Here is a 14,259-nt window from a genome sequence, read left to right as displayed (position 1 = left end):
TTGGCCGCAGCATGTAGCCCGTCATCCCTCGGTGCCCATGGAGCCCGTGCGTGAGTCTTGGGCGCATGCATGCGCCCGATCTCTGAAAGCCCGAACAGTTGCGTGAACGCCGTTCGCATTTGCAAGGAAGGGACGCAGGGATCATGGCCAATCAAATTGCAGTCGGTATCGACATCTCCAAGAAGACCATGGATGTAGCCATGGGGCACGAGCAGCCTACGGCCATATTCAGCAACGATGGTGCCGGGCATCAAGCGTTGATCGAAGAGCTGAAAAACCATCAGGTCTCGCTGATCGTGATGGAGGCGACCGGACAGTACCAACTGGCCTGCGCCTGCGCACTTCAAGCTGCGGGATTCGCTGTCGTCGTCATCAACCCTCGGCAGGCACGGGACTTCGCCAAGGCCATGGGGCGCCTAGTCAAGACCGACAGCGTGGATGCCCGCATGCTGGCTGAGCTGGCCCAGGTGCTGAATCTGCGGCCGGATCGAGACCGCTTCATCAAGCCGATGCCAGACCAGGCGCAGCAATACCTTCATGCACTGGTGCTTCGACGCCGGCAACTGGTGCGCCTTCTGGTCAGTGAGCGCCAGCGCAAGCACATGGCGCATGCCGAGGTGGTGCAGGACATTGTGGAACTGATGGATGTGCTGTCGAGACAGCTTGAAGCGCTGGATCGGAGGATTGCGGAACACTTGGCGTACCATCAGCCCGATCTGGCCGCCTTGCTCAAGAGCGTCAAAGGGGTTGGTCCGGCAACGGCTGCGACGCTGATGTCCGAGCTGCCAGAGCTTGGCCGGCTCAAGGCCAGGCAGATCTCTGCGCTGGTAGGCGTCGCTCCGATGAACCGGGACTCGGGCCAGGCCCGCGGCAAACGCTTCATCTGCGGCGGACGTGCCGCGGTCAGGAGCGCTTTGTACATGGCCGCCATCGTCGCCATGCGTCACAACGCCGTGATACGGCGTTGCTATGAGCGTCTGCTGGCGGCAGGCAAGCCGAAGAAGGTGGCCATCGTGGCCTGCATGCGCAAGCTGCTGATTATCCTGAATGCCATGGTCAAAAGCGGGCGGCCATGGAATGACCAGCTTGCACAGGCCTGAAATTGCTGGAGAGTGTCCCCATGTCCGGCCGGCCGCTGCGCCGGCGAATGGGCTTCAGATACCCATCGCCATGACCCAGCCCGCCAGCCCGGCCAGCAGCACCACGAGCGCTGGCGGCACGCGTCCCACCGTCAGCAGCCCGAACGAGAGCAGCGCCAGCCCAAAATCCGCCTTGCCGTGGATGGCACTCGTCCATACCGGGTCATAGAGGGCGGACACCAGAATGCCGACCACGCCGGCGTTGATGCCGGCCATGGCCGTCTGGATGCCCGCGCGGTGGCGCAATCCTTCCCAAAATGGCAGTGCGCCGACCAGCACGAAGAAGGCCGGGAGGAAGATGGTGCCCAGGAGTGCCAGCCCGCCGATCCAGCCATGCAGCGGGCCGTGAGCAACCGCGCCGAGGTAGGCCGAGAACGTGAACAGCGGCCCCGGCACGGCCTGCGCCGCGCCGTAGCCGGCCAGGAAGTCGGCGTTGCTCACGACGCCGCTCGGCACCACGGCGGCCTGCAGCAGCGGCAGCACGACGTGCCCACCACCGAAGACCAATGCACCGGAGCGATACACCCCTTCCAGCAGCGCTATCGTGAACGAGTCCGTGGCTGCGGCCCACAGGGGCAGCCCAACGAGTGGGGCGGCAAACAGCAGCAGTGCCACGACGCCCAGCTTGCGCGAAACCGGGTAGCTATGGGCATGGCCGCCGCCAGGCTGTGCGATCTTCAAGCCCCACCAGCCCAGCAATCCCGCCACCGTGATGGCGGCGATCTGCCCCATCGCCGAGGGAAGAATGATGGTCAGCAGCGCCGCCAGAATGGCCAGGGCGGCGCGCGACCGGTCCGGGCACAACGACCGGGCCATGCCCCAGACTGCCTGGGCCACGATGGCCACGGCCACCACCTTGAGCCCATGGACCCAGCCGGACTGGGCCAGCCCCTGGTACTCGGCGATGCCAAAGGCGAACAGGATCAGCGCAATCGCCGATGGCAAGGTGAATCCGGCCCAGGCCGCCAGCAGCCCCAGCCAGCCCGCGCGGCCCAGCCCCAGCGCCATGCCCACCTGGCTGCTGGCCGGGCCGGGCAGGAGCTGGCACAGGGCGACCAGGTCGGAGTAGCTGCGGTCATCCAGCCAGCGGCGGCGCTCGACAAACTCCGAGCGGAAATAGCCCAGGTGCGCGATCGGCCCGCCGAAGGAGGTCAGCCCCAGCTTGAGAAAGGCGCCGAAGACTTCGACGGGTGAGCCGCGCGCGGCTGCGGACTCATGCTGCAAGGTGTTGGTTGAATCTGTCATTTGTGCATCGCCTCCCCGGTGAACTCCCGGATGCGTTCCTTGGCCAGTGCCAAGCCTTCCTTGCCCTTGGGCGTGATCGTGTAGAGCTTGCGCACGGTGCGCCCTTCACGCTCCTGGCGGGAGACGAGGTAGCCGTCGCGCTCCATCTTGTGCAACATCGGGTACAGCGTTCCGGGAGAGAGGCGGTAGCCGTGGTGGGCCAGCTCGTCGATCATCCATTGCCCGTAGATCTCCTGCTCGGCCGCGTGGTGCAGCACATGCAGGCGGATCAGTCCCGACAGCAAGTCGTGGTGCTCCATAGCGCGCGGTGTCGATTGTTCTTTCATATCGAATATCGATAACGAAATTCGATAATATCAGCTTCAGATCACCCGACTGCGCACGCAGAGGTATTTAGACCTTGCGACCCTCAGCATCCACCACGGCCTCACCATCCTCTTTGTTGAACGCGCCGCGCTGCGGCTGCGGCAAGATGTCCAGCACGGCCTCCGATGGCCGGCACAGGCGCGTGCCCAGCGGCGTGACCACGATGGGCCGGTTGATGAGGACGGGGTGCTGGAGCATGAAGTCGATCAACTGCACGTCGCTCCACTGCGGGTCATCCAGGCCCAGCTCGGCATAGGGCGTGCCTTTCTCGCGCAGCACGGCGCGCGCCGATACGCCCATCGCGGCGATCAGTGCCGTCAGCGTCGCCCGGTCGGGCGGCGTCTTCAGGTACTCGATGACCGTGGGCTCCTCGCCGCTGTTGCGGATCAGGGCCAGCACGTTGCGCGACGTGCCGCAGGCGGGGTTGTGGTAGATGGTGATGTTGCTCATGGTGGCTTGCCTGGGTTAGCGGGAGGAAGGGTTCGGGCCGCATTCGTACCAGCCGCGCGAGCGGTTGACCACGCGCACGACCAGCAGCATCACGGGTACCTCGATCAGCACGCCGACCACGGTGGCCAGCGCCGCGCCGGACTGGAAGCCGAACAGGCTGATGGCGGCGGCCACCGCCAATTCGAAGAAATTGGAAGCGCCGATCAGTGCCGACGGGCAGGCGATGCGGTGCTGCTCGCCCACCTGGCGGTTGAGCCAGTAGGCCAGCCCCGAGTTGAACAGCACCTGGATCAGGATGGGCACGGCCAGCATGGCGATCACCAGCGGTTGGCGCAGGATGGCCTCGCCCTGGAAGGCGAACAGCAGCACCAGCGTGAGCAGCAGCGCGGCCATGGACAGCGGGCCGATGCGGGCCAGCGCGGCATCGAAGGCGGCCTGGCCCTGGCGCAGCAGCGCGCGGCGCCAGAGTTGCGCGAGGATGACCGGGATCACGATGTAGAGCAGCACCGACACCATCAGCGTGCTCCAGGGCACGCTGATGGACGACAGGCCCAGCAGCAGGCCGACGATGGGCGCAAAGGCGAAGACCATGATGGTGTCGTTCAGCGCCACCTGCGACAGCGTGAACGCCGGGTCGCCGCCGGTCAGCCGGCTCCAGACGAAGACCATGGCCGTGCAGGGCGCGGCGGCCAGCAGGATCAGGCCGGCAACATAGCTGTCGAGCTGGTCGGCCGGCAGCCACTGGGCGAAGATCTGGCGCACGAAGATCCAGGCCAGCAGCGCCATCGAAAACGGCTTGACGGCCCAGTTGATGAACAGCGTCACGCCAATGCCGCGCCAATGCTGCCTGACCTGGCCCAGCGCACCGAAGTCCACCTTGAGCAGCATGGGAATGACCATGACCCAGATCAACAGGCCCACCGGCAGGTTGACCTGCGCGACCTCGAGGCGGCCGATGGCCTGGAACACGCCGGGTGCGAACTGGCCCAGGGCCACGCCCAGCACGATGCACAGGAACACCCACAGCGTCAGGTAGCGCTCGAAGAGGCTCATGGGCTGCGGCGCTTGTTCAGGCCGCAGCGCTTCAGGGATTGCATTCATTGCCCCGGCCTCACTTCGTACCGATATTGCGCAGCTCATGCTGCAACGACATGGCGTCCAGCCGCTGCAGCGGCAGCGACAGGAACAGCTCGATGCGTCGGCGCAGCGTCAGCGCCGCATCCGTGAATGCCTTGCGCTTCTGCTCATCGGTGCCTTTGACGGCTGCGGGGTCAGGAACGCCCCAATGCGCCGACATTGGCCGTCCCGGCCACACCGGGCAGACCTCGCCGGCGGCGTTGTCGCAGACCGTGAATATGAAATCCAGCTCCGGTGCACCGGGCGCCGCGAACTCATCCCAGTTCTTGCTGCGGTAGCCAGCGGTCGGCATGTGCAGCCGCTCCAGCGTGGCGAGCGCCAGTGGGTGGACTTCGCCCTTGGGGTGGCTGCCCGCCGAGTAGGCGCGAAAGCGCCCCTGGCCCAATTCATTGAGGATGCCTTCGGCCAGGATGGAGCGAGCCGAGTTACCCGTGCAGATGAACAGGGCGCTGTAGATCTTGTCGGTGGTCATGGGTATCTCACATCAGCAGCAGGAGGAGGCCGGCTTCACCGCAACGCCCATCGGCTTGCCGCGCACCGGGGTACAGCACGCTGCGGCGGAAGTCGCTGCAGGCGCCGCTTCGTTAAAGACCGGAATATTGCCCAGCGTGTGAAAGTGCTCCCAGGCCACGCCCTGCGGGTCGGTGATCCAGTGCTTCTCGCTGCGCGCGTAGCAGCAGGTCGTGGTGCCCTCGTCCAGCAGCGTCATGTCGGCCGCCTCGGCGCGGGCCTTCAGCACCGCCAATTCCTCGGCATCGTCGGTCTGGATACCCAGGTGGTCAATGCCCGGCTTGTTGCCACGTGTGGAGATGGCGAAGTTGACCGGCGGGTCTTCGAGCATCCATTTGGCGTAGTCGCTTTCGACGCGCGCGGGCTGCGCGGCGAACAGTTGGGAATAGAAGCCGATGCTGCGGTTCAGGTCATCGACGTGCAGGTGGACGTGGAAGCGCTTCATGGGGAGATCCTTTCAGCAGGAGGTACAGGCAGAGGAGGAATCACTGACCTCGCACGTGCTGCCTTGGCAGCAGTGCTCGGTCAGGTAGCCGAGCAGCCCATTCATCTGGCTGAAGTCGGCGCGGTAGATCAGGTTGCGGCCTTGCTGTTCGATGGTGACGAGGCCAGCATGAGCCAGTTCCTTCAGGTGGAAGGACAGCGCGTTGCGGGCCACGTCGAGCTGATCGGCCAGAACGCTGGGCGTGAGCCCTTCGGGGCCGGCGACGACTAGGGATCGGAACACGCGCAGGCGCTGGGCATGGGCCAGGGCACCGAGGGCGGAAACGGCTTGGGCTTCATTCATTATTCAATAATACATCAATTATTGAATCAATGGCAATGCCGCTTATGCTGGATCAAGCCTGCGTGGCTTGACTTTCAAGACAGTTGCTCACGCCTTCGCGCCTGCGGCGCTGCGCACTGCGTTTGCTTCCAGGGGAAAGCCCTGCGGGCTATCCCCGCCGCGCACGGCTTGGCACCCCTCGATGCGGCCGAACCGGCTGCGCTGGATCGGCCCGGCCAGCGCCCCGCCGTGTGGGCAGGGCCTGGTGGGTACGCCGGGGCTTTCTGCGGCAGGTTGTGCAAATGCGTGCCGTCTTCGACGCTGGCGGTTCCTGCCCATCACGTCACGAAGGACGGTTCACGGACAACCCACCCGGCATCGCTATGGAGCTTCCAGGCCACGCCTCAAGACCGGCGCCGGAAGGTGCGGCGGGGGCGTTCTCGCCTATCGTCGGGGGATTGACCTGGCCCGCGTCAGGGGACGAGCCGGTGCAGCCTTCGGGCGGGGATGCCGAGCCGGCCCTGTCTCCTTTCGGATGGGGGTGGTTCGGCCCAAGGCGTCCTTGTGTTGTTGTGAATCCTGGCAGGGGCGCGGCTGCGCCTCGGGCTTCATGGCTGCAACCGTCCGACGAAAACAATTTCCCCTGCTTTGTCACTGCGTTCGGCGCATTCCTCGCGGGACAAATTCTTTTCGCCTCCCGGCCCTTCACTGCGTTGCGGCCGCAAGCGGTGCAGCCAGCCCGCCCCCCGCCGGCCGGATCACAACAAGGACGCGATGGGCGCGAACCTTGTTCCACCGTAAGGAGAAATCAGCATGGCCAACATCGGCACCTTCACCGCAGACAAAGACGGCTTCACCGGCACGCTTCGCACCCTGACACTCAACGTCAAGGTCAAGCTGGTGTCCAACGACAAGGGGGACAACGAGAAGGCTCCGGACTTCCGCCTGCAGGCCGCCAGTCATGACATCGGCGCGGCGTGGAAGAAGACCAGCGAGGCCGGGCGGGAGTACATCTCCGTGACCCTCGATGATCCTTCGTTCCCGGCCACGGTCTACGCCCGTCTGATCGAAGGCGAGGACGGCACGCACGACCTGATCTGGTCGCGCAGCAAGCCCCAGGCGGCGTGACCGCCACCGTGCCCCGCCATGCGGCGGGGCGCTTCAGCACAGCAAATGCGTTACCAGCCCATACGCCGGGCGTACAGCTTGAAGTTTTCGACGAAGAGTTGAAGAAAGCGGCGGCTTCCCTTGGCGTAGCCTGCCTTCAAAAGCTCAGCGATCCGAGACTCATCCTCAAGCTCTTGAAGCAGCGTTCGTGCCCCGGCGCTGTGCCAGCCGGATCGGCCAACTGGCATCCAGGCAAGCACATCATTGCGCGCCGCTGATGCCTCGATGGCTTTCTCCAACTGCGCCTCATCGTTCTCATGGAACGCAGCAAGCGACCCCGTCACCTCGAAGCGCTCGAACAGCAGTTCGAAATTTGCATCGGCACCTGTGAAGCTCTTGCGCCAATGCGTCATCACTTCCAGAAGATGATCGCTCAGCGGAGTCTTGCGACGATCCATATCTTCGAGCTGTTGCCAGAGTTGTTGTTCGCCGCCTGCCCACGACCAGAGGAACAGTGTCGAGACAATCCGCTGCGGTTCGCGATGTTCCGTGGCCAGCGCGGACGAAAACAGCTTGAGCAGCGTGTCCCATCGCGCAGCTTTGGTTAGCCCGATCCCATAGGCCGTGAAGATCAGAACGGCGGGATAGGCGCGGAGATTCAGCCACGCAGTCAGGCCGTTGCCGATCTTGCCAGCGTGGTGGTACAGGCTGCGAAGCACGTCCAACACCACGTCAAAGTCCTTGCCGTCGCCCCATCGCCCGAGAACGCCCGCCATGCGGGCCAGCGGCTCGGTCATGGACTCATACAGCCGGATTCTTGCGCGGAAGCTCTCCGGGCTCCACTGTCCCTGCACGGAAAACATGTCACCGTCCAATTGGGCGAGTAGCCGATCAGTCTCCTGCGCGAAAAGCTCATCCAACTGAATGCGATGCTCAGGCTTGGCGAGATAGCGTTTGGCGCTGCTGACCAGCAGTTCCACGCTCAAAGGGTTCTGACGCTGGCTTTTCTCAAGGGTCTCGACTCGCTGCTGAAGAGTTTGGAAGAACTCATCGGCACCAGTGATCGGAATGGCCCTTGCGGCCCTGTGTGTCGCCAACTCTTGTGCGCCCGATCCCAGCGTTCCGCGCGCCGCCCAATAGACCGGATAGCGCCGGTTGGGTGCGCGAAGGAAGGCTGCACGCAAGGCATGATCCCACTCGCCTGACCAGCCGCAGATGATCAGACCATGCTCATCAAAGATGCGATCCAGCAGCCGGTTGTAGCCATCGGGATAGGCGCTCAGTTCCTGATCGGTGTTCAGGATACGGGCGTCCTTGTAGTCGCCATGCAGCTTGAGCACATAGCAGTGGCTGTGGGTCAAAGGTTCGGCGCCCGCGAGCGCGTCCGCAGAGGCCACGACCGTCGGCTCGATCCCCTGTTCCCGCAGGGCGTTCTCCATGAGCCGGTCGAAATTGGTGGTGACGATGACCCGCACATAACCGGCTCGAACCAACTGTGCAATGGCGTGGTGTGCTTTGGTTGGCGTCTTCCGACCTTCCTCGCGATCCTGTTCATCCGGCTCGATGTAGCGATGCAGGATCGCCCTGCGTTCATCCGGTGAGCTGGCGATCTCCTCCAGCAACACGGAATAGTTCGGTTCCTGGCCTGTCTTTTCGCGATACCACTTCGCCCAGTCAGATTGCTCTGGAGCACCTTGAGCCTCGGCTACGCGGCGCACCAAGTCCAGAGTGATTTCCCAGCCTGTAGGAATTTCTGCGGAGCGAGACAGGCCCGACCCCAGTAGAACAGCGAAGACGCCTTTGTTCTCGTATACGGAAAACGCCAGTTGGGTAATGGGATCGTTCTGGAGCAATGTCATTGATCTTCAGTCTTCGTCAAGATAGTGCTGGATCGGCCGGCCATCGCCTACGGCTGGGCCGCTGCTGCGAGCTGGCTTTCAGCCTCGCTCATCAGCACGGCCGTGCTGCATTCGAGCGCACCGGCGATCTTGAAGATGATCGCCAGCGTGGGCATGTGCTCGCCGCGCTCGATCTTGCCCATGTGGGAGCGCTCGATGCCGGCCTGGTGCGCCAGCGATTCTTGCGCGATGCCGCGCTCCATCCGCAGCGCACGCACCGCCGCGCCGAAGGCGTGAGCCAACTCGGCGTCATGGGTGGTGGAGCCGGCCGGTCGGCCGCGCTGGACGGTTCGCTTCTGCATAGACAGAAGCGTCAATTCGCAGCACAATTAAAACCACGTTATCTTTAACTCATTCATACGATTCAATCCTTTTTTGTGGTTCTACGTTTTTACGGAAATCCGCCTTTGCGGCTTCCCACAAAAGCGCAAAGCCGCATCCGTGCATATCTCCAAATCCGCCGAGATGGCTTTACGTTTTCACGTTTCGGCGGATTTGTTCCAAGAAGGGGCCGCCCATGAATCGACTCATCACCGAGGACGAGCGCAGGCAGTTGCTGGCCCACGGCCGGGCCCGTGCCGGTGGCGAGGCCATCGACCCGCTACCCGTCGTGCGGCTGTTCACCCCCGACGCGCACGCCATCTGGCTGCTGACCGCGCTCGATCCCGTTGATGCCGATACGGCCTTCGGCCTGATCGACCTGGGGATCGGTATGCCTGAGCTGGGCACCGTGAAGCTGTCCGATCTGGAGTCCATCGTCGGGCCGCGCAAGCAGCCCGTGATGCGTGATCGGTATTTCCAGGCGGCACGCCCGCTGTCGGAATATCTGCGGCTGGCCCAGGAGAACGGTTCCGTCCTCGATTGAGCGATTCGCCCTGCGGCCAAGCGAGGCGTATTGAGACTATTTCCGTCTTACTCCAGACCTGTCCGGTCTGAATTCGCACTCTTGCACCAAAACCGTGCTGGCATGACCGAATCAGTCACGATCTCTGATGCGGGTTCGGGCACGGTGCTTTATGCCGCAGGACGTTTTGAGGTCAGGCGGCCGTCGCATTCGGACGGGATTCGCAATACACCGGAGCCAATTGGTCTTGACACCGCATGTTACAGCTTTGAATTGATGCAAATGATGGTTTTGATCTGGATGCGGTAGCTCCGTTTTGATCTGCCCGTGGCGGCGTTCCTGCGGTTCTACAGGAGCTTTCGCCATGATCCAGTCTCATCATGTTGCGCACTGGTATCCCACTGCCGCCTACCTCTACATCCTGTGGCTGGATGCGCTTGCGCTGGCCTGGGAGTACCTGCGCAGGCATCCCGACTACCGGCTCGACTGGCTGCGCCACCATCGCCGGACGCAGGCCGCACAGCAGGCGGCGCATCGCTGGGGCTTGCGCCTGCTGGAAGACCCGGCGCTGGATGCGCGCGACGCGCATCCAGCCTGGCTGCCCGGTCATGCGGCCGTGGTGCAGCTCCATCCCGATGCCGATCCACCGCCGGATGCGGCCGTCTTCGCGTTCTGGCGCATACCCGGACACAAGCAACTGCTGCACGACGGCAAGGGTCTGGCGCTGATCGCGCGCAGCCCCGGCCATTGCGCGCGCTTCGCGCTTGCTCCCGGACTGGAAGATGGCATGGCGGTCGCCCATGCCTATCGCGGAAGTGGTGGCGGCGGCGCTGCCGCGCCTGCCCGTGGCCATGCGCCCGTGCCGAATGCCGCTCTGGCCCATGCCATGCCCAGGCCGCCTCCTGCCGCGCTGCTGGAGCTGCATACCTTGCAGGCGCTCGACGCAACCCTGGCCGGTGCGTCCTTGCGCGAGGTTGGCGAAGGGCTGTTCGGCGTGGACGCCGTGGCCGATTGGTACAGCGACGGCGGCCTGCGCTCCAAGGTGCGCCGCCTGGTGCGGCGCGGCGATGCGCTGATGCGCGGCGGCTATCGCCGCCTAGCACAGCTTGCGCCGCTTGAGAAGGGTCGTTTTGAAGAGGACGCAAAACGACCCTGAGCAAGAGGGCTTCGTTTTCTGAGACTGCCTCCATCCGGTTGCGCTGTGTGGCCGGAGCTTTGAAAGCTATGGAGGTTCTTACCATGCGTCCTGCTCCCTTGCGGCCTGCCGCCACTGTCTCGACCGCTGCCGCGCAGCCCCAACGCTATCTCACCAACGACGAAGCCGCCGAATACTTGCGCCTGTCGCCGCGCACGCTGGAAAAGCAGCGCGTGATCGGCGGCGGCCCGCGCTTTCGCAAGTTCGGCCGGCGCGTCATGTACGCCGTGGCCGACCTCGATGCCTGGGCTGCCGACCGCAGCTTCGAGACGACCTCCGATCCCGAATACGCCGAGCACCACTCGGCCGACAGCCGTGCGCGCTGATCGGCGGCGCGCGGCAGGCCATCGCCATGTCCAGCACCGCGCTGCCGTCCCGGCAGCGGCCGTTGCAGGAGCGCGAACAGCTCGACCTGTTCCGCGCCTTGCCCGGCGACATGGCACCGCGCGACAGCCAGGACTTGATGGCCTATCCGTTCTTCTCGCTCGGCAAGTCCAAGCGGGTCAAGCCCATCGACTTCCGCGCGGGCAACGTGACGATCCGCGTGGAAGGCACGGCCGAGCACGGCATCGCCACGATTTGGGATGCGGACGTGCTGATCTGGGCGGCCTCGCAGATCGTGGAGGCGAAGGATGCGGGCCTGCGCCCCTCGCGGCTGATGCGCGCCACTCCCTACGAGATCCTGCGCTTCATCGGGCGCGGCAAGTCACTGCGCGACTACCAGCGCCTCAAAGCGGCCTTGGATCGGCTGCAATCGACCACCGTGGCCACGTCCATCCGCGAGACGACCGGGCGACGCTTGCATCGGTTTTCGTGGATCAACGAATGGAAGGAACTGGCCGATGCCAGTGGCACGCCGCTGGGCATCGAACTGATCCTGCCGGACTGGTTCTATGCCGGCGTGCTCGACGCCGCCCTGGCGCTGACCATCGACCCGGCGTACTTCCGGCTCACGGGCGGCATCGAGCGGTGGCTGTATCGACTGGTACGCAAGCACGGCGGCAAGCAGGAATACGGCTGGCAATTCGACTTCCGCTACCTGCACCAGAAGTCCGGCAGCACCGCGAAGCCCTACGACTTCGCCTGCGATCTGCGCGCGCTGGTCGCACGGCAGTCGCTGCCCGGCTACGTCCTAGGCATCGAGCGGATGCCGGACAACGGCATGGAGCTGCTGACCTTCCGGCCCGTGCCGCATACGGCACGGGGATAACTTCGGAAAATCCTGTGGATGGTGTCGTGCTATCAGGCGTGCGGGGTATCGTGCTATCAGGCGTGGAACTATCGTGCTATCAGGCGTGCCGATCGGCCGCAAACCCGCGCCAGCACTGGGTTTCCTTGCCCTCTAACTTCCCTAACTTAATTTCTCTAACTTTTAGTAGGGAAACGCCGCTGCGGTGGACAACCACCACGCGGCCGCAAACGCAGCGGCAACAGCCGGGCTTTCCAGCATGGAGGGCCAGGCCATGATCGTCGCGCTGCTCAACCAGAAGGGCGGCGTGGGCAAGACCACGCTCGCCACGCACATCGCCGGCGAGTTGGCGATGCGCGGGCAGCACGTCGTGCTGCTGGACGCCGACCCGCAGGGTTCATCGCTGGACTGGACGCAGCGCCGAAGCCAGCAAGGCTTGCCACGGTTGTTCAGTGCCGTGGGCCTCGCCCGCGAAACGCTGCATCAGGAAGCGCCGGAACTCGCCAGACGGGCCGATCACGTCGTCATCGACGGCCCGCCGCGCATTGCCGCCTTGGCGCGCTCCGCGCTGCTGGCGGCCGAGCGCGTGCTGATCCCGGTGCAGCCCAGTCCCTATGACCTGTGGGCCAGCGCCGAGATGGTCGCGCTGATTCGCGAGGCGCAGGTGTTTCGGCCTGCGCTACGCGCGGCCTTCGTCATCAATCGGCGCGTCAGTACCACCGTGATCGGGCGCGAAGCGCGCCAGGCGCTCGCAGACCAGCCGCTTCCCGCGCTGCGCTCGGAAGTGCATCAACGCATCGTCTTCGCCGACAGCGTGGCTGCTGGCCGGCTTGCACGCGAGACGGCGCCGGACAGCGCCGCCGCCCGCGAAATCACAGCCCTGGTGGACGAACTGCTGTGGTGGACGCCATGACAGCAAAGCCGCCACCGAACAGCAAACGCCCGGCCAAGCGCGTCGGCATCGGCGCGCGCCCGCCGGCGAATCCGCACGCCGAGGCGTGGATTCGCCAGGGCGACGCGGATGCGCTGGGCAAGGTAGACCTCTACACGGCTCGCCTGACGCTCGACATCACGCCCGCGATGCGCTCGCGCATCAAGGTATCGGCCTTCACGCAAGGCGTGACCGTGGCCGACCTGCTGCGCAGCCTGCTGGAGCGGGAGTTTCCAGAGCACCGCAAGGAGCACACACCATGACTGCATCCGCTTTGCCTGCCGCTGGCACGGCCACGGCTGCGCTCGCAGCACCTACCACCGTCCAGCCTGCCAGCGCGCCGCTGACGCGCGTGGCGCTGGCCTACATCGAAGCCCGTTTCAAGCTCTATCTGCGCTTCGGTGAACCCGCGCGCACTTACCAACTTGACCGCTGGCGCCGCTGCGCCGTGTTCCTGCCGAACGCGGTTCTGTGCCGTGTTCGCTGGCAAGCCAACGATTACGGCACGATCCGCTGGCAGCTCATGGTCATGCAGACTTGCATGCCGCTCGATGCGGCACAGCGCATCCCCGGCGTACAGCCGGGCGCGCGCCTGCTGCTGCACGCCGAGGGCGAGAACGCAGTGCGCGCCGTGCTGGAACGCATCGACGCCATCGAGGCGATGGGCATCGCGCCCGTCGCCGTTTCGCCCGCGTACTGGCGCACGCTCGCCAACCGGCTCGCTGCGCGCCTGCCGCTGCCCGAATACACCGCCGAGCGGCACGCCGCTTGGCTCATCGGGAGGGGGTTGCCATGACCGCCGTTTCGACTGCCGGCACCGCGCCGCGTCCTCGCTCGCCCCGCGCACGTTTGCGCGCTCGCCTCGTGCTGGCGGGCCTGTCCGCCTGCGGCCTCGCTGCGCTGGCCTGGGCGTCCTTCGTGCAACCGATGCCGCGCCTGATCTACAACCCATCCGACAGCGTGGCGGTCGGCTGGTATCACGTGGAGCCGCTCCACCAGCACACCGGCTCGCTGCTCCGGCCTTTGTCCGTTGGCAGCATCGTCCTGACCACGTTGCCGGCGGACACCGCCGCGCTGGCTGCGCAGCGCCGCTACCTGCCTGCGCGCGTGCCGTTGCTCAAGCGCGTGGGCGCGGTCGCGCCGCAATCGGTGTGCGTGTTCGATGCGCTGGTCTGGATCGACGGCGTGCCGGTGGCCGCCGTCCTACCCACCGACCGGCTGGGCCGTCCGCTGCCCTCATGGAGGCAGTGCCGCCAGCTTCGGCCTGGCGAACTGTTCCTCTTGAGCGTGACCAACCCGGCGTCGTTCGATAGCCGGTATTTCGGGCCGGTCAGCGCGTCCACCGTGATCGGTGTCGCGCATCCGGTCTGGCTGGAGTCCCGCCCATGATGGCCAACGACTCGCTGCACGTTGCCGTGTCGTTGCGCGTGCAGTGCGAGCGCATTCGCGCTGCACCTCGCGCAATATCCGGCGCTGCCTTCC

The 14,259-nt window shown here is 65.1% G+C and carries 19 protein-coding genes; 10 read left to right on the top strand and 9 right to left on the bottom strand.

The window, feature by feature from the left end:
* Positions 1 to 143 precede the first annotated feature (143 nt).
* Positions 144 to 1,100, top strand: a complete 957-nt coding sequence (locus tag I6I07_RS03045; protein WP_027457584.1) for an IS110 family transposase — start codon at positions 144 to 146, stop codon at positions 1,098 to 1,100.
* Between the two features lie 54 nt (positions 1,101 to 1,154).
* Here I6I07_RS03045 and chrA read toward each other — a convergent pair whose 3' ends face one another.
* The 7 genes from chrA to I6I07_RS03010 all read right to left on the bottom strand — a co-directional run bounded on the left by chrA (position 1,155) and on the right by I6I07_RS03010 (position 5,634).
* Positions 1,155 to 2,384: a chromate efflux transporter gene (gene chrA / locus I6I07_RS03040; RefSeq protein ID WP_049405859.1), complete on the bottom strand. Its 1,230-nt coding sequence runs from the start codon at positions 2,382 to 2,384 to the stop codon at positions 1,155 to 1,157.
* A complete protein-coding gene (locus I6I07_RS03035; protein WP_027457582.1) occupies positions 2,381 to 2,683 on the bottom strand; it encodes a PadR family transcriptional regulator in 303 nt (100 codons plus the stop codon). Before I6I07_RS03035 ends, chrA begins: the two co-directional genes overlap by 4 nt.
* Before the next feature lie 94 nt (positions 2,684 to 2,777).
* Entirely contained in the window at positions 2,778 to 3,200 is a 423-nt protein-coding gene (arsC, locus tag I6I07_RS03030; RefSeq protein ID WP_027457581.1) for an arsenate reductase (glutaredoxin), read from the bottom strand.
* A gap of 15 nt (positions 3,201 to 3,215) precedes the next feature.
* Positions 3,216 to 4,301: an ACR3 family arsenite efflux transporter gene (arsB, locus tag I6I07_RS03025; RefSeq protein WP_049405857.1), complete on the bottom strand. Its 1,086-nt coding sequence runs from the start codon at positions 4,299 to 4,301 to the stop codon at positions 3,216 to 3,218.
* Between the two features lie 10 nt (positions 4,302 to 4,311).
* Positions 4,312 to 4,809 carry an arsenate reductase ArsC gene (locus I6I07_RS03020; RefSeq protein ID WP_027457579.1) on the bottom strand — a complete coding sequence of 166 codons (498 nt, stop codon included), beginning with the start codon at positions 4,807 to 4,809 and terminating at the stop codon, positions 4,312 to 4,314.
* Positions 4,810 to 4,821: 12 nt separating this feature from the next.
* Complete coding sequence (locus I6I07_RS03015; RefSeq protein WP_027457578.1) at positions 4,822 to 5,292, bottom strand: ArsI/CadI family heavy metal resistance metalloenzyme; 471 nt, start codon at positions 5,290 to 5,292, stop codon at positions 4,822 to 4,824.
* A 12-nt stretch (positions 5,293 to 5,304) separates the two neighbouring features.
* The gene (locus I6I07_RS03010; protein ID WP_027457577.1) at positions 5,305 to 5,634 is read right to left on the bottom strand and encodes an ArsR/SmtB family transcription factor; all 330 of its coding nucleotides are present in this window, start codon (positions 5,632 to 5,634) and stop codon (positions 5,305 to 5,307) included.
* 792 nt (positions 5,635 to 6,426) lie between these two features.
* On the opposite strand from I6I07_RS03010, the gene I6I07_RS03005 reads away from it, so the two are divergent.
* Complete coding sequence (locus I6I07_RS03005; protein ID WP_049405853.1) at positions 6,427 to 6,741, top strand: DUF736 domain-containing protein; 315 nt, start codon at positions 6,427 to 6,429, stop codon at positions 6,739 to 6,741.
* Positions 6,742 to 6,791: 50 nt separating this feature from the next.
* On the opposite strand, the gene I6I07_RS03000 is transcribed toward I6I07_RS03005, so the two are convergent.
* Together I6I07_RS03000 and I6I07_RS02995 are read right to left on the bottom strand one after the other, a co-directional pair.
* Positions 6,792 to 8,579, bottom strand: coding sequence for an SIR2 family protein (locus I6I07_RS03000; RefSeq protein WP_180189870.1), 1,788 nt, complete (start codon positions 8,577 to 8,579; stop codon positions 6,792 to 6,794).
* A gap of 47 nt (positions 8,580 to 8,626) precedes the next feature.
* On the bottom strand, positions 8,627 to 8,920 hold the full coding sequence (locus I6I07_RS02995) for a helix-turn-helix domain-containing protein (protein ID WP_011516230.1): 294 nt from the start codon (positions 8,918 to 8,920) through the stop codon (positions 8,627 to 8,629).
* Between the two features lie 215 nt (positions 8,921 to 9,135).
* On the opposite strand from I6I07_RS02995, the gene I6I07_RS02990 reads away from it, so the two are divergent.
* From I6I07_RS02990 to I6I07_RS02955, 8 genes are all read left to right on the top strand, one after another.
* Positions 9,136 to 9,483, top strand: a complete 348-nt coding sequence (locus tag I6I07_RS02990) for a DUF2958 domain-containing protein (protein ID WP_039388932.1) — start codon at positions 9,136 to 9,138, stop codon at positions 9,481 to 9,483.
* Positions 9,484 to 9,826: 343 nt separating this feature from the next.
* Entirely contained in the window at positions 9,827 to 10,618 is a 792-nt protein-coding gene (locus tag I6I07_RS02985) for a DUF2285 domain-containing protein (RefSeq protein WP_049405843.1), read from the top strand.
* Between the two features lie 83 nt (positions 10,619 to 10,701).
* On the top strand, positions 10,702 to 10,983 hold the full coding sequence (locus I6I07_RS02980; protein ID WP_003107109.1) for a helix-turn-helix transcriptional regulator: 282 nt from the start codon (positions 10,702 to 10,704) through the stop codon (positions 10,981 to 10,983).
* A gap of 26 nt (positions 10,984 to 11,009) precedes the next feature.
* Positions 11,010 to 11,867 carry a replication initiator protein A gene (locus I6I07_RS02975; protein WP_049405840.1) on the top strand — a complete coding sequence of 286 codons (858 nt, stop codon included), beginning with the start codon at positions 11,010 to 11,012 and terminating at the stop codon, positions 11,865 to 11,867.
* Between the two features lie 253 nt (positions 11,868 to 12,120).
* Positions 12,121 to 12,759, top strand: coding sequence for a ParA family partition ATPase (parA, locus tag I6I07_RS02970; RefSeq protein ID WP_049405837.1), 639 nt, complete (start codon positions 12,121 to 12,123; stop codon positions 12,757 to 12,759).
* The gene (locus I6I07_RS02965; RefSeq protein WP_049405882.1) at positions 12,756 to 13,040 is read left to right on the top strand and encodes a hypothetical protein; all 285 of its coding nucleotides are present in this window, start codon (positions 12,756 to 12,758) and stop codon (positions 13,038 to 13,040) included. Before parA ends, I6I07_RS02965 begins: the two co-directional genes overlap by 4 nt.
* Positions 13,037 to 13,573 carry a DUF2840 domain-containing protein gene (locus I6I07_RS02960; RefSeq protein WP_049405835.1) on the top strand — a complete coding sequence of 179 codons (537 nt, stop codon included), beginning with the start codon at positions 13,037 to 13,039 and terminating at the stop codon, positions 13,571 to 13,573. Before I6I07_RS02965 ends, I6I07_RS02960 begins: the two co-directional genes overlap by 4 nt.
* A complete protein-coding gene (locus I6I07_RS02955; protein ID WP_049405833.1) occupies positions 13,570 to 14,166 on the top strand; it encodes a S26 family signal peptidase in 597 nt (198 codons plus the stop codon). The genes I6I07_RS02960 and I6I07_RS02955 overlap by 4 nt, the downstream gene beginning before the upstream one ends.
* Positions 14,167 to 14,259 lie beyond the last annotated feature (93 nt).

It is taken from the genome of Achromobacter deleyi, assembly GCF_016127315.1.
Lineage (GTDB): Bacteria > Pseudomonadota > Gammaproteobacteria > Burkholderiales > Burkholderiaceae_B > Achromobacter > Achromobacter insuavis_A.
This window is presented reverse-complemented; position numbering and strand designations above follow the sequence as displayed.

Excerpts from the sequence above, each read along its gene's own strand:
- I6I07_RS03045 (WP_027457584.1), top strand. The coding sequence starts at position 144 with ATGGCCAATCAAATTGCAGTCGGTATCGACATCTCCAAGAAGACCATG.
- chrA (WP_049405859.1), bottom strand. The coding sequence starts at position 2,384 with ATGACAGATTCAACCAACACCTTGCAGCATGAGTCCGCAGCCGCGCGC.
- I6I07_RS03035 (WP_027457582.1), bottom strand. The coding sequence starts at position 2,683 with ATGGAGCACCACGACTTGCTGTCGGGACTGATCCGCCTGCATGTGCTG.
- arsC (WP_027457581.1), bottom strand. The coding sequence starts at position 3,200 with ATGAGCAACATCACCATCTACCACAACCCCGCCTGCGGCACGTCGCGC.
- arsB (WP_049405857.1), bottom strand. The coding sequence starts at position 4,301 with ATGAATGCAATCCCTGAAGCGCTGCGGCCTGAACAAGCGCCGCAGCCC.
- I6I07_RS03020 (WP_027457579.1), bottom strand. The coding sequence starts at position 4,809 with ATGACCACCGACAAGATCTACAGCGCCCTGTTCATCTGCACGGGTAAC.
- I6I07_RS03015 (WP_027457578.1), bottom strand. The coding sequence starts at position 5,292 with ATGAAGCGCTTCCACGTCCACCTGCACGTCGATGACCTGAACCGCAGC.
- I6I07_RS03010 (WP_027457577.1), bottom strand. The coding sequence starts at position 5,634 with ATGAATGAAGCCCAAGCCGTTTCCGCCCTCGGTGCCCTGGCCCATGCC.
- I6I07_RS03005 (WP_049405853.1), top strand. The coding sequence starts at position 6,427 with ATGGCCAACATCGGCACCTTCACCGCAGACAAAGACGGCTTCACCGGC.
- I6I07_RS03000 (WP_180189870.1), bottom strand. The coding sequence starts at position 8,579 with ATGACATTGCTCCAGAACGATCCCATTACCCAACTGGCGTTTTCCGTA.
- I6I07_RS02995 (WP_011516230.1), bottom strand. The coding sequence starts at position 8,920 with ATGCAGAAGCGAACCGTCCAGCGCGGCCGACCGGCCGGCTCCACCACC.
- I6I07_RS02990 (WP_039388932.1), top strand. The coding sequence starts at position 9,136 with ATGAATCGACTCATCACCGAGGACGAGCGCAGGCAGTTGCTGGCCCAC.
- I6I07_RS02985 (WP_049405843.1), top strand. The coding sequence starts at position 9,827 with ATGATCCAGTCTCATCATGTTGCGCACTGGTATCCCACTGCCGCCTAC.
- I6I07_RS02980 (WP_003107109.1), top strand. The coding sequence starts at position 10,702 with ATGCGTCCTGCTCCCTTGCGGCCTGCCGCCACTGTCTCGACCGCTGCC.
- I6I07_RS02975 (WP_049405840.1), top strand. The coding sequence starts at position 11,010 with ATGTCCAGCACCGCGCTGCCGTCCCGGCAGCGGCCGTTGCAGGAGCGC.
- parA (WP_049405837.1), top strand. The coding sequence starts at position 12,121 with ATGATCGTCGCGCTGCTCAACCAGAAGGGCGGCGTGGGCAAGACCACG.
- I6I07_RS02965 (WP_049405882.1), top strand. The coding sequence starts at position 12,756 with ATGACAGCAAAGCCGCCACCGAACAGCAAACGCCCGGCCAAGCGCGTC.
- I6I07_RS02960 (WP_049405835.1), top strand. The coding sequence starts at position 13,037 with ATGACTGCATCCGCTTTGCCTGCCGCTGGCACGGCCACGGCTGCGCTC.
- I6I07_RS02955 (WP_049405833.1), top strand. The coding sequence starts at position 13,570 with ATGACCGCCGTTTCGACTGCCGGCACCGCGCCGCGTCCTCGCTCGCCC.